This window comes from Pseudomonas sp. MWU16-30322 (assembly GCF_020515535.1).
GTDB lineage: Bacteria > Pseudomonadota > Gammaproteobacteria > Pseudomonadales > Pseudomonadaceae > Aquipseudomonas > Aquipseudomonas fluorescens_H.
Genome location: NZ_JAIWYL010000003.1, coordinates 222692 through 234950, shown reverse-complemented (window position 1 = coordinate 234950; position 12259 = coordinate 222692). Strand labels below are relative to the sequence as shown.

The window sequence follows — 12259 nt, the reverse complement described above, 5'->3', positions numbered from 1 at the left end:
CCGGCCAGCCTCACGGTTGACCGGGAGGTATCGACCTACAGCGCCGCGTCGATTTTTTTGGCAGCGTCGTCACTGACCCACGCATGCCAGACTTCAGGATGTTCCTTGAGGAAGATTTTCGCCAGCTTCGGCGACTCGATACGTTCCTTCGCCATGCGTCCCAGGTTCTGGTTCAGCAGGTCGATCGGCAGGTTGACCTTTTCCAGCACGGCCACCAGTTCCGGGGCTTGCTCGTGGAAGGTTTTCGACAGACCGACCTTGATGCTCAGGCTCTTGTCGACGCCCGGTTTTTCTTCGAGTTTGACCGCATCGATCTGGCCCATCAGCGGGGTTGGCGTCCAGTAGTAGAACAGGATCGGCTCGCCACGCTTGTAGCTCGACAGCACCGCCGCATCCAGCGCCGGGCCGGTGCCCGGACGGAAGTTGGTGTAGCTGTTTTCCAGGCCGTAGCTCTTGAGCATTTCGCTGTTGTCCAACTCGCAGGTCCAGCCGGCCGGGCAGTTGTAGAAACGGCCTTTGGACGGCTCTTCGGCGTCTTTGAAAATGGCCGCGTATTTGCCCAGATCGGCGATGTTTTTCAGGTCCGGCGCTTTTGGCTCAAGCTTGCGCTTGGCGTCGCCTTCGATCACATAGCGCGGCACGTACCAGCCTTCGACCGCACCAACGATCGGCGCGCCGACACCGACGACCTTGCCGGCCTTCTCGGCCTTGTTCCAGACATCGCTGCGGCCGACCCACTCTTCGGCAAACACTTGAATGTCGTTGCTGCTCAAGGCGTTCTCCATGGTGATGGAGTTGCCCGGCAGGCTGTCGGTCTTGCAGTCGTAGCCTTTCTCCAGCACCACTTGCAGGACGTCGGTCAGCAGCATGCCGCTTTCCCAGTTCAGGCCGGCAAACTTCACCGGTTTGCCCGATTCGCACCAGCCAGCCGCCTGAGTCGCACCGGCACCGGCCAACAGGCCCATGGACAGCAATGTGGTCAGCAGGGTCTTGTTCGATTTCATTGTCGCGACGCTCCTAATCATGAATTGGCTTACGGCAGTTCAAGAGGCATCCAGCCCTGTCCACGTCCAGTCAGGCCTGCGCCGCAGCGCGACTGGCCCCACTTTTTTCAGGTTGTACATCGCTGTTCTGCTCGACCGGCAGAATCAGGTGATCGGGCACCGAGCCGTGCCATTTTTTCGCGCACAGGTAATACAGCGCGGCAGGCAACACCAGACCGATGATCCAGGAGATATCCACATCACCGAGGGCCGCCACCAGCGGGCCGGTGTAGAACTTGGTGGAGATGAACGGCAACTGCACCAGCACACCGAACACATAGATGCTGATCCCGAGCAGGTTCCAGCGCCCGTAACGACCGTTCGGATCGGCCAGCGCCGGCACGTCATAGCGCTCGCGGGTGATGCAGTAGTAGTCGACCAGGTTGATCGCGCTCCATGGCGTGAAGAACGCCAGCAGGAACAGAATGAAAGACTTGAACGCACCGAGGAACGAGTGCTGACCGAGCAAGGCGATCAGGGTGGCCGCACTGACGATCACCAGCACGAACACCAGACGCTGCAGGCGCGAGACCGTCAGGTGGCCACGGAAGCCGCTGATGATGGTCGCGATGCACATGAAGCTGCCGTAGGAGTTCAGCGTCGAGATGGTCACCTTGCCGAACGCGATGCTGAAGTACAGCAGCGCGGCGGTGGCCCCGGTGCCGCCCAGCCCGACGATGTAGGCCACTTCGTGACCGGCGAACTGGCCGTTGGCCGAAGCTGCCGCGAACACGCCGAGGACCATCGCCACCTGCGCGCCGATGACCGAACCTGCGCCAGCGGCAAAGAAGGTTTTTACCGAGGAGATCTTGCTCGGCAGGTAACGCGAGTAGTCAGCCACATACGGGCCGAAAGCGATCTGCCAGGACGCCGCGAGTGACACCGCCAGCAGGAAGCTGCTCCAGCTGAAGTGGCGAATTTGCAGGAGTGCGCCAACGTCCACCTGGCTCAGCAGACGGCTGAACAGATACACAAAGGCAATCACGCCAATCACACTGGCGACCCGGCCGATCCAGTGGATCACCCGATAGCCAAGCACCGTGACCAGCACGATGACACTGGCGAACAGCAGGATGCCGACGGTGTCGCTGACGCCAAACAACTGGCCCAGCGCCTGACCGGAAAGCACCGTACCGGTGGCGGTGAAACCCAGGTACATCAGGCACACCAACACGATCGGGATCGCCGCACCGTACACGCCAAATTGCACGCGACTGGAAATCATCTGCGGCAGGCCCAGCTTCGGCCCTTGCGCCGCATGCAGCGCCATCACGCCGCCGCCCAGCAGTTGCCCGAGCAACAGACCGATCAACGACCAGAACACATCACCGCCCAGCACCACGGCCAGAGCCCCGGTGACAATCGCAGTGATTTGCAGATTCGCACCCATCCACAGGGTGAACTGGCTAAACAGACGACCGTGTCTTTCCGCTTCCGGGATGTAGTCGATCGAACGCCTTTCGATCAACGGTTTGTTGCTTGCACGATCAGGGGTTACAGCCATGATTCAACCTCTGTGGATTGTTATTCGAGTTCACTGAGCGTCTTGCGCGGGGTGCTTTTGGTGGGAGCGGGCTTGCTCGCGAAGGGACCGGCACATTCGAAACATGTGCTGATGGTCCAGCGCATTCGTGAGCAAGCCCACTCCCACCAAAAGCATTTCCCACAGAATTGCGTTTATTTACCGGTAATCATCGGCAGGTTCAGCCCCTGCTCCTTGGCGCAGTCGATGGCGATCTGGTAACCGGCATCGGCGTGACGCATGACACCGGTGGCCGGGTCGTTGTGCAGGACGCGGGCAATGCGCTCGGCCGCTTCGTCGGTACCGTCGCAGACGATTACCATGCCCGAGTGCTGGGAGAAGCCCATGCCGACACCGCCACCGTGGTGCAGGGAAACCCAGGTCGCGCCGCTCGCGGTGTTGAGCAGAGCGTTAAGCAGCGGCCAGTCGGAGACCGCGTCGGAACCGTCCTGCATCGATTCGGTTTCGCGGTTCGGGCTGGCTACCGAACCGGAGTCGAGGTGGTCGCGACCGATGACGATCGGCGCCGACAGCTCACCGCTGCGCACCATTTCGTTGAACGCCAGACCGAGCTTGGCGCGCAGGCCCAGACCGACCCAGCAGATACGTGCCGGCAGACCCTGGAAGCTGATGCGCTCGCGGGCCATGTCCAGCCAGTTGTGCAGGTGCGCGTCATCCGGGATCAGCTCTTTGACTTTGGCGTCGGTCTTGAAGATGTCCTGCGGATCACCCGACAGCGCCGCCCAGCGGAATGGACCGATGCCACGGCAGAACAGCGGACGGATGTAGGCCGGAACGAAGCCCGGGAAGTCGAACGCGTTTTCCACGCCTTCTTCCTGCGCCATCTGACGGATGTTGTTGCCGTAGTCGAAGGTCGGAATGCCTTGCTTCTGGAAGTCCAGCATGGCTTTGACGTGGACCGCCATCGATTGCTTGGCGGCTTTGATCACGGCCGCCGGCTCGGTCTTGGCACGAGCGCGGTACTCTTCCCAGGTCCAGCCCGCCGGCAGGTAGCCGTTCAGTGGGTCGTGGGCGCTGGTCTGGTCGGTGACCATGTCCGGGCGCACGCCGCGCTTGACCAGTTCCGGCAGGATTTCTGCCGCGTTGCCCAGCAGGGCGATGGAAATCGCTTTGCCTTCGGCGGTGTATTTGGCGATGCGCGCCAGGGCGTCGTCGAGGTCTTTGGCCTGCTCATCGACGTAGCGGCTTTTCAGGCGGAAATCGATGCTCACCTGCTGGCACTCGATGTTCAGCGAGCAGGCACCGGCCAGGGTGGCGGCCAGTGGCTGGGCACCGCCCATGCCGCCGAGACCGGCGGTCAGCACCCACTTGCCCTTGAGGTTGTCGTTATAGTGCTGGCGACCGGCTTCGACGAAGGTTTCGTAGGTGCCCTGAACGATGCCCTGGCTGCCGATGTAGATCCAGCTGCCGGCGGTCATCTGGCCGTACATGGCCAGGCCTTTGGCGTCGAGTTCGTTGAAGTGTTCCCAGCTCGCCCAGTGCGGCACCAGGTTGGAGTTGGCGATCAGTACGCGCGGGGCGTTGCTGTGAGTCTTGAACACGCCGACCGGTTTGCCCGACTGCACCAGCAGGGTTTCGTCGTCATTGAGGTGGGTCAGGCTCTCGACGATCTTGTCGTAGCACTCCCAGTTACGCGCGGCGCGACCGATACCACCGTAAACCACCAGCTCTTTCGGGTTCTCGGCCACTTCCGGATCGAGGTTGTTCATCAGCATGCGCAGCGGCGCTTCGGTCAGCCAGCTCTTGGCGGTCAGCTTGTTGCCGCGCGATGCACGGATTTCGACGTCACGTCTCTTTGTATAAACGGTAGTTGTAGGCTTATTGTCAGTCACGAAAAAGACTCCTCAGCGATCAATTCAAACCAACCCTGGCAGTGGGCAAGCAGCCTGTGCGCCTCAATGCGCGACAAGCGAATCAGTGGACGCTGCGGACTTATACGCATACGTCTTTACTTGTACATACAAGCATATGCAATCAAGCGGCCAACTTGCCGGCGGGCAGTTCAGGAAAAATTGCGGACAGCGCTGGAGAGCGCCTGACACAAGGGTTGTGGCGTGGATGAATTTTTTTGCAGGGAGGAAATGAGGTGGCGGCGGATCGTTACGAACCCGTGGTTTTGCGCCACGCTGGGGCGTTCGGTAACAAGTTGGTGCGTGAAGGGAAACAGCCTGCGTGAACGCAATTGTGGCGAGGGAGCTTGCTCCCGCTGGAGGCCGAAGGACTCCCATTCCGGAATTTACCTAAGTGGGGCTGCTTCGCAGCCCAGCGGGAGCAAGCTCCCTCGCCACAATGTGTTTTATATGAGCAGAAGGATCAGCGTGCCGTCAGCTCGATCACGCAGCACGGAGCATTCACCGCGACCTCAACCAGACCGCTGTTACCGTCCAGTTGCACACAATCATGTCGGCCCAGTTGCGCGACGCTGTCACCGACTTTCGCCTCAAGCAACTCACTGACACTGAACACCACCACCGTCCCCGCCGAGCTGAAGAACCGCTGCTCGCCGTCCAGCCACTGCAAGCGCGCGCTGTAACGCTGTGGCGCGTAGATCAGGTTGAAGTCGCGGATCGCGCCGCCGAGCAAGGTGCAGGAGACCTGGCTTTCGCCGCTGAACGCAAACGGGTCCAGCAGTAACAGTGGGCGCGTGTCATCACCATCGACACACAGGGTCATGCCATCGCCCTGCAACACGGTGATCACCCGCTGGTAACCGCTGAAGGTGGAGAAACCACCGGACTCGGCGATGTCGGCGATCGACAGGCGCCAGCCGAACCCCTCCAGGCCTGCGCCTGCATCGCGGGTGATTTCTTCGGTGCTGCCGCCGCCGTTTTTCCACGGCATGCGCGGGTAGCCTTCGGCGCGTAAAACTTTCAGTGCACTCATTTATGAAAGCGTCCTTCCAGACGATGACGGGAACCTGGGTGGATCAGGCGCGCCGCAGTCACCGGCTGCCGCCCTGACCAGGTGCGGCGACGGATCAGCAAGCACGGCTCGCCTTTTTCGATCTGCAGCAACTTGCACTCGGACGGCTCGGCGAGGATCGCTTCAACCACGTGCTCGCCTTCGGTCAGCGGCGCGACCTGATTGAGATAGGCATATGGCGTTTGCAGGGTGAAGTCCTGCTTGAGGTAGTCCGGGGCGACCAGCGCGTTGACGAAACGGTCTTCGATTTGCACCGGAATATCGTTTTCGTAATGCACGATCAGCGAGTGGAAGACCTTCTGCCCTTCGCGCATGTCCAGCGCCAGCGCGCGCTCGGAACCAGCGGCCTCTTCTTCGAGGGTGATCACCTGGCAGGTGTGGCGATGGCCACGGGAGGCGATTTCGTCGGCGATGTTGTGCACTTCGAACAGCGCGGACTGGCTCTTCGGTTCGGCGACAAACGTCCCGACACCTTGCATGCGCACCAGCAGACCGTCGGCGGTCATCTCGCGCAGGGCGCGGTTGATGGTCATGCGGCTGAAACCGAGCTGGCTGACCAGTTCGCTTTCCGATGGCACGCGGTAGTGCGGTGGCCAGTTACCGCTGTCGATCTGCTGGGTGATCATCTGTTTGACGCGGGCGTACAAGGGCGCCGGACTGTCGCCCAGGTTCGCGGCCAACGGAGAGACTGGAGGCGGAGTCGGCACGGTTGATCCCTGTTTATTGGCTGAAAGTTGCTAGCTTGCCGGAGTTTACCGGGCAGGCAAACGTCTGTATATGTATATACAAATAACACACGATGGGGTGCTGAACCATGTCCGCCTTCTTTGCCGAACGCGCGCTGCTGCCTAACGGATGGGCCAACAATGTACGTCTTGAGGTCAGCGCCGATGGCCTGCTGACCCGAATCCTGGCCGATTCCACCGCAGACGGCGCCGAGCGGCTGAGCGGCCCGCTGCTGCCGGGGATGCCCAATCTGCACTCCCACGCCTTCCAGCGCGCGATGGCCGGGCTGGCCGAGGTGGCCGGTAATCCGAACGACAGTTTCTGGACCTGGCGTGACCTGATGTATCGGCTGGTCGGAAAAATCAGCCCGGAGCAACTCGGCGTCATCGCCCGTCAGCTGTACATCGAAATGCTCAAGGCCGGTTACACCTCGGTCGCCGAATTCCACTACGTGCACCACGACAACAACGGTCAGCCGTATGCCGATCCGGCCGAGCTGGCGCTGCGCATCAGTCAGGCCGCAAGCGACAGCGGCATCGGCCTGACCCTGCTGCCGGTGCTCTATAGCCACTCGGGTTTCGGCGGTCAGACGCCGAACGATGGCCAGCGCCGCTTCATCAACAGCAGCGAAAACTATCTGAAGCTGCAAGCACGCCTGCAACCCCTGCTGGCGCAGCAAAAAGCCCAATCGTTGGGTCTGTGCTTTCACTCGTTGCGCGCGGTCACCCCGCAGCAGATCAGCGAAGTATTGGCCGCCAGCGACAAGCAATGTCCGGTACATATCCACATCGCCGAACAGCAAAAGGAAGTCGATGACTGCCTGAGCTGGAGCGGCCGCCGTCCATTGCAGTGGCTGTACGAAAACACTGAAGTCGATCAGCGCTGGTGTCTGGTCCACGCGACTCACGCCAACCCGGAAGAAGTCACGCTGATGGCCAAGAGTCGCGCCATCGCCGGCCTGTGCCTGACCACCGAAGCCAACCTCGGCGACGGGATTTTCCCGGCGGTGGATTTCCTCGCTCAGGGCGGCCGCATGGGCATCGGCTCCGATAGCCATGTGTCGCTCAGTGTGGTCGAAGAGTTGCGCTGGCTGGAATACGGCCAGCGGCTGCGCGACCAGCGGCGTAACCGTTTGTATGGCGCGGATCAGCCGATGGTCGGGCGGACGCTATATGACGCGGCACTGCATGGCGGCGCCCAGGCTTTGGGACAGCCGATCGGTGCGCTGGAAGTCGGCAAGCGTGCGGACTGGATCGTGCTCGACGGCAATGACCCGTATCTGGCCACGGCCAGTGGTGACGGGATCTTGAATCGCTGGTTGTTTGCCGGTGGCGATCGTCAGGTGCGCGACGTGCTGGTCAACGGCCAATGGGTGGTGCGCGATGGCCGGCATGCGGCCGAAGAGCAAAGCGCTCGGGCATTCACCCAGGTTCTGCGCGAACTTTTGGGCTGACACAAAACAAAAATGTGGGAGCGGGCTTGCTCGCGAAGAGGGTGTATCAGTCAACATTTTCGTTAACTGACACACCCTCTTCGCGAGCAGGCCCGCTCCCACATTTGATCTTCGGTGATGCTTAATTCGAGGTTTTGGCCATCTGTCGATCCGACGCCCGCCAGATCAGGCGCGTGGTGTCGTAACCCTGCTGCCGCGCCTTGCTCAGCAACTCTTCACGCACTTCAGCGTTGACGGTTGGCGTGCGCGACAGCAGCCACATGTACTTGCGACTCGGATCGCCAACGATGGCGGTCTTGTAGTCATCGCTGACGTACAGCACCCAGTATTGCCCCTTCGCCACACCCGGAATCAACCGCGAGAACCAGGTATCGAACTCGACCCACAACTTGTCGGTCTTGCCCGGCACCTGTGGGTAAGCCGTGCCCTTGACCTCTTCCCACTGCCAGTCGGCCGTCAGGCAACGGTTGAGCACATCGACGTTGCCGTTGGTCTCGAGCGTGTAATGGGCCTCGGATTGCGCACAGTTGCGCTGAAAGTACATCGGCATCCGCGCCAGCTCGTACCAGGTACCCTGGTAACGCTTGAGGTTGACCTCGCGGGCCGTCTTGGGCGCCAGCGGATCTTCACCGTGCGTGGCGCAGCCGGCCAGTACCAGGCCGGCAAAAAGGACAAGCAATAACCGCTTCATTGTTTTTCTCCCGTGGGCGCACAGCCCCGGTTTACTTCAGGCCTTGGCCGGAAAACATCAGCACTTTGTCACCGGCGTACTGCACGCTGATAAAGCTGTTCTTGTCGCCCCAGGTGCAACTGGACATGCCGAGCGCGCCCGAGCAGTCGGTAGGTTTGCCGAGCAACGTCTCGACTTCGGCCTTGGCCATGCCGGCCGACAGTTTCGAGTAGTTTTCCTGATTGACCTTGCTGCATGCGGCGAGCAGCACGCAAAAGGTCAGAAGGGCGATAGATCGCAGCGACATGAAGTAACTCCTGGAGCGGAAGGGGGATGGCATGGGGCCAACCAGAAGCTTAGAAGAGAAAACCCTCATCTGGTTCCCTTCAGAAATGGCTATTTATTGCTCCGCTCGTCTGGCTTTTGCCGATAAATCAGACACTTTGCAGGGCTTCTGAGCATTTCGTCGCTTTTCACAAAAGCGCCCTAATCTTTGGCGCACCCAGGCCGAAATAAGAGCAGCGCAAAGCCCCAGAGTGTGGCAAATTGCCGCCCTTTCTCGACCAGCCCCTTCGCGGTAGTTCATTCGATGACCAGAAACATGAAATTCAGCCACAAGATCTTGTTGGCTGCCGCCCTTGTGGTGGCCGTTGCATTCGCCTGTTTCATTTTGTTCAACGACTATCGACAACGCGAAGCCCTGAGCAGCAGTACCGAAGCCTCGATGCAGGAGCTGGGCAGCCTGACCACCAGCAACATCCAGACCTGGCTGGAAAGCCGTATCCAGTTGCTGCAATCGCTGTCGCAGCAGGTCGCCGCCGACGGCAGCGCCCCGGCCAGCCTCAAGCGCATCATCGACCTGCCCGCCTACACCGGCAATTTCCAGCTCAGCTACTTCGGCGGCGCTGACGGCGTGATGTTCTCGGTACCCGCCGGCAACCGCGCGCCGGACTACGACCCGCGCGCCCGTGGCTGGTACAAGGCGGCCAACAGCGCGCAGCAGACCATCGTCACCGAACCCTACATCGCCGCGTCGTCGGGCAAACTGGTGATCACCGTCGCCACCCCGGTGCAGCGTCAGGGCCAGATGATCGGTGTGGCCGGCGCGGATATCGACCTGACCAGTGTCAGCGCGATCATCAACTCGCTCAACTTTGGTGGCCACGGCCATGCGTTCATCGTCAGCGCCGATGGCAAGATCCTGATTCACCCGAACAGCAAACTGGTCCTGAAAACCCTCGCCGAGGCCTATCCCAACGGCGCGCCGAAAGTCAGCCCGGGCCTGAAAGAAGTCGAATTCGACGGCAAGACCCAACTGATCTCGTTCACCCGCGTCAACGGCGTGCCGTCGGCTGACTGGTACGTTGCGCTGGTGCTGGACAAAGACACCGCGTTCTCGATGCTCAGCGAATTCCGCACCTCGGCGCTGATCGCCATGGCGATCGCGGTGGTGATCATCATCGCCCTGCTCGGCATGCTGATTCGCGTGCTGATGCAGCCGCTGCTGACCATGGGTCGCGCCATGCATGACATCGCCGAAGGCGAAGGCGACCTGACCAAGCGCCTGGTGATCCACGGCCACGACGAGTTCGGCGCGCTGGGCCTGTCGTTCAACCGCTTCGTCGAGCGTATTCACACCTCGATCCGCGAAGTGTCATCGGCCACCGGCCAGGTCAACGAAGTCGCCCTGCGCGTGGTCGCCGCGTCGAACTCGTCGATGTACAACTCCGACCAGCAGGCCAGCCGCACCAACAGCGTGGCCGCGGCGATCAACCAGCTCGGCGCCGCCGCTCAGGAAATCGCCCAGAACGCCGCCCTCGCCTCGCAGCATTCGAGCGACGCGCGCAGCCTGGCGGTCGACGGCCAGCAGGTTGTGGATAAAACCATTCAGGCCATGCAGCAGCTGTCGGCAAAAATCAGCGACTCCTGCGGCAACATCGAAACCCTCAACAGCAACACGGTGAACATCGGGCAGATTCTGGAAGTGATCACCAGCATCTCGCAACAGACCAACCTGCTGGCGCTCAACGCCGCGATCGAGGCGGCCCGCGCCGGTGAGGCTGGCCGAGGTTTCGCCGTGGTCGCTGACGAGGTGCGCAACCTCGCGCACCGCACTCAGGATTCGGCGCAGCAAGTGCAGAAGATGATCGAAGAACTGCAGGTCGGCGCACGCCAGGCAGTCAGCATCATGACCGAGAGCCAGCGCGAGAGCGAAAGCAGCGTCGGCATCGCCAACCAGGCCGGCGAACGTCTGGGCAGCGTGACCCAACGCATCGGCGAGATCGACGGGATGAACCAGTCGGTGGCTACCGCGACCGAAGAGCAGACCGCGGTGGTCGAGTCGATCAACGTCGACATCAACGAGATCAACACGCTGAACCAGGAAGGTGTCGAGAACCTGCAGGCGACCTTGCGGGCTTGCTCGGATCTGGAGCAGCAGGCGGCGCGGTTGAAGCAGCTGGTAGGCAGCTTCAGGATCTAAGGCGCGGCCACTGGCGTCTTCGCGAGCAAGCCCGCTCCCACAGGTTTTTGTGAACGACACAGATCCCCTTTGGGAGGCAGCCTGCTGGCGATGACGGCGTTAGCGACGATTGAATTTTGAGTTGAAATACGCTGGTCAGCTCGCAATGACGCAGGACTGAATTAAGACTAAACTCAGTCCTGTTCAATTTGGCGAGACTCAACCATGAAGCTTTCATCGCAAATCAAACCGATCAGCTACCTCAAAAGTCATACAGCGGAGATCGTCAAGTCGATCACTGAAAGCCGTGAGCCATTGGTCATCACCCAAAATGGTGAAGCCAAGCTTGTAGTTATGGACGTGAAAAGCTTTGAGGAGCTGGAAGACACAATGGCTTTGCTGAAGCTATTGGCAATGGGCAATCGGGAGATTGAGGAAGGCAAGTATCGAGACGCTGAGGATGTTTTCGCGGACTTGGACAGGGCCGACCATCAATGAGTTTAAAGGTCGTTATTCTTCAGTCCGCACAGACAGATCTCAAAGAACTCCGTACCTACCTTATCAAACAGTTCTCGAGTCAGACGTGGCAGAGTACCTACGCTGATCTCAAGACCGCCATTCTTGGTCTCGCAGACCTTCCTTATTCCGGTTCAATCCCCGAGGAAATCGAGAAGCTCAACCTTGGTCAATACCGACAAATCATTTCCGGGATGAACCGAGTCATTTATGAAGTCAGAGAAAAGACCGTCTTCGTTCATATCATTGTCGACTCAAGAAAAAGCCTGCCTTCACTTTTGATGAAGAGGCTGTTGAACGGCAATCCTTGAACTCAACAAATCAGAACCGTGATCCAGGCTGACTGAGAAACGCCAACTCCTCAGCCGTCGACTCCCGCCCCAACACCGCATTGCGATGCGGAAACCTTCCAAACCGCGCAATCACTGTCCGATGCCGTTCGGCATAATCCAGATTGTCGGCAAACACCGCCCGCTCGGCTTCCGGCTGTTCAGCCAGCAGAGCTATAAAGCGCGAAACGGCTTCGTTCTGCACCGCGAGGTTTTCGCAGTGTTCGAACACCAGATAAATGAATACCCGCTGGATCGGCTTCAGTTGCCGGTCGAAGTCCGCCGCAATGCCTTGGGCGACAAGCTTCTGCGCACGCAGATCACCCGAGAATGCTTTGGGCGTGTCGCGAAAGATCATGCGCGGCAGTTGATCAAGCAGCAGCACCACCGCCAGCCAACCTTCGGGACGTTGCGTCCACTCGGTCAATTCGCCAGCGAGGGCCTGATCGACAAAGACCCCGAAACGCTCACGCGCTTCGAGGTCTTGGCTGTCTTTCTTGCCGAACCACAACTTGCCCTTGTCAGCCGCAATCTCGTCCGGTGATTCGGCGTGTCCGAACCACCAATCGAGCAACGGCTGCCAGGGCGCGCTCATG

At 60.3% G+C, this 12259-nt stretch carries 12 protein-coding genes; 4 read left to right on the top strand and 8 right to left on the bottom strand.

Translation table 11 applies throughout. The features are described 5' to 3' along the window. Window positions 1-35 precede the first annotated feature (35 nt). From LCH64_RS06945 to hutC, 5 genes are all read right to left on the bottom strand, one after another. Window positions 36-1004 carry an ABC transporter substrate-binding protein gene (locus LCH64_RS06945; RefSeq protein WP_226499833.1) on the bottom strand — a complete coding sequence of 323 codons (969 nt, stop codon included), beginning with the start codon at window positions 1002-1004 and terminating at the stop codon, window positions 36-38. 70 nt (window positions 1005-1074) lie between these two features. Continuing rightward, a complete protein-coding gene (locus LCH64_RS06940) occupies window positions 1075-2547 on the bottom strand; it encodes a cytosine permease (RefSeq protein ID WP_003220810.1) in 1473 nt (490 codons plus the stop codon). A gap of 173 nt (window positions 2548-2720) precedes the next feature. Beyond that, a complete protein-coding gene (hutU, locus tag LCH64_RS06935) occupies window positions 2721-4418 on the bottom strand; it encodes a urocanate hydratase (protein ID WP_226499832.1) in 1698 nt (565 codons plus the stop codon). A 481-nt stretch (window positions 4419-4899) separates the two neighbouring features. After that, the gene (locus LCH64_RS06930) at window positions 4900-5469 is read right to left on the bottom strand and encodes a HutD family protein (protein ID WP_226499831.1); all 570 of its coding nucleotides are present in this window, start codon (window positions 5467-5469) and stop codon (window positions 4900-4902) included. Further along, complete coding sequence (hutC, locus tag LCH64_RS06925) at window positions 5466-6134, bottom strand: histidine utilization repressor (protein WP_232324077.1); 669 nt, start codon at window positions 6132-6134, stop codon at window positions 5466-5468. Before hutC ends, LCH64_RS06930 begins: the two co-directional genes overlap by 4 nt. Before the next feature lie 188 nt (window positions 6135-6322). Between hutC and LCH64_RS06920 the strand changes: the two genes are divergently transcribed. Then, a complete protein-coding gene (locus tag LCH64_RS06920; RefSeq protein ID WP_226499830.1) occupies window positions 6323-7687 on the top strand; it encodes a formimidoylglutamate deiminase in 1365 nt (454 codons plus the stop codon). Between the two features lie 121 nt (window positions 7688-7808). On the opposite strand, the gene LCH64_RS06915 is transcribed toward LCH64_RS06920, so the two are convergent. Next, entirely contained in the window at window positions 7809-8378 is a 570-nt protein-coding gene (locus LCH64_RS06915; protein WP_226499829.1) for a lipocalin family protein, read from the bottom strand. A 31-nt stretch (window positions 8379-8409) separates the two neighbouring features. Further along, window positions 8410-8664 carry a hypothetical protein gene (locus tag LCH64_RS06910; protein ID WP_003220802.1) on the bottom strand — a complete coding sequence of 85 codons (255 nt, stop codon included), beginning with the start codon at window positions 8662-8664 and terminating at the stop codon, window positions 8410-8412. 282 nt (window positions 8665-8946) lie between these two features. Here LCH64_RS06910 and LCH64_RS06905 point away from each other — a divergent pair, with 282 nt between their 5' ends. The 3 genes from LCH64_RS06905 (at window position 8947) to LCH64_RS06895 (ending at window position 11645) form a co-directional block, all read left to right on the top strand. Next, complete coding sequence (locus tag LCH64_RS06905; protein ID WP_226499828.1) at window positions 8947-10839, top strand: methyl-accepting chemotaxis protein; 1893 nt, start codon at window positions 8947-8949, stop codon at window positions 10837-10839. A 204-nt stretch (window positions 10840-11043) separates the two neighbouring features. Beyond that, entirely contained in the window at window positions 11044-11316 is a 273-nt protein-coding gene (locus tag LCH64_RS06900) for a type II toxin-antitoxin system Phd/YefM family antitoxin (protein ID WP_226499827.1), read from the top strand. Continuing rightward, complete coding sequence (locus LCH64_RS06895) at window positions 11313-11645, top strand: type II toxin-antitoxin system RelE/ParE family toxin (protein ID WP_103485259.1); 333 nt, start codon at window positions 11313-11315, stop codon at window positions 11643-11645. The genes LCH64_RS06900 and LCH64_RS06895 overlap by 4 nt, the downstream gene beginning before the upstream one ends. A 10-nt stretch (window positions 11646-11655) precedes the next feature. On the opposite strand, the gene LCH64_RS06890 is transcribed toward LCH64_RS06895, so the two are convergent. Next, a complete protein-coding gene (locus tag LCH64_RS06890; RefSeq protein ID WP_226499826.1) occupies window positions 11656-12258 on the bottom strand; it encodes a DUF924 family protein in 603 nt (200 codons plus the stop codon). Between the last annotated feature and the right edge of the window lies 1 nt (window position 12259).

Excerpts from the sequence above, each read along its gene's own strand:
- LCH64_RS06920 (WP_226499830.1), top strand. The coding sequence starts at position 6,323 with ATGTCCGCCTTCTTTGCCGAACGCGCGCTGCTGCCTAACGGATGGGCC.
- LCH64_RS06930 (WP_226499831.1), bottom strand. The coding sequence starts at position 5,469 with ATGAGTGCACTGAAAGTTTTACGCGCCGAAGGCTACCCGCGCATGCCG.
- LCH64_RS06945 (WP_226499833.1), bottom strand. The coding sequence starts at position 1,004 with ATGAAATCGAACAAGACCCTGCTGACCACATTGCTGTCCATGGGCCTG.
- LCH64_RS06905 (WP_226499828.1), top strand. The coding sequence starts at position 8,947 with ATGACCAGAAACATGAAATTCAGCCACAAGATCTTGTTGGCTGCCGCC.
- LCH64_RS06900 (WP_226499827.1), top strand. The coding sequence starts at position 11,044 with ATGAAGCTTTCATCGCAAATCAAACCGATCAGCTACCTCAAAAGTCAT.
- LCH64_RS06940 (WP_003220810.1), bottom strand. The coding sequence starts at position 2,547 with ATGGCTGTAACCCCTGATCGTGCAAGCAACAAACCGTTGATCGAAAGG.
- LCH64_RS06915 (WP_226499829.1), bottom strand. The coding sequence starts at position 8,378 with ATGAAGCGGTTATTGCTTGTCCTTTTTGCCGGCCTGGTACTGGCCGGC.
- LCH64_RS06890 (WP_226499826.1), bottom strand. The coding sequence starts at position 12,258 with ATGAGCGCGCCCTGGCAGCCGTTGCTCGATTGGTGGTTCGGACACGCC.
- hutC (WP_232324077.1), bottom strand. The coding sequence starts at position 6,134 with ATGATCACCCAGCAGATCGACAGCGGTAACTGGCCACCGCACTACCGC.
- LCH64_RS06910 (WP_003220802.1), bottom strand. The coding sequence starts at position 8,664 with ATGTCGCTGCGATCTATCGCCCTTCTGACCTTTTGCGTGCTGCTCGCC.
- LCH64_RS06895 (WP_103485259.1), top strand. The coding sequence starts at position 11,313 with ATGAGTTTAAAGGTCGTTATTCTTCAGTCCGCACAGACAGATCTCAAA.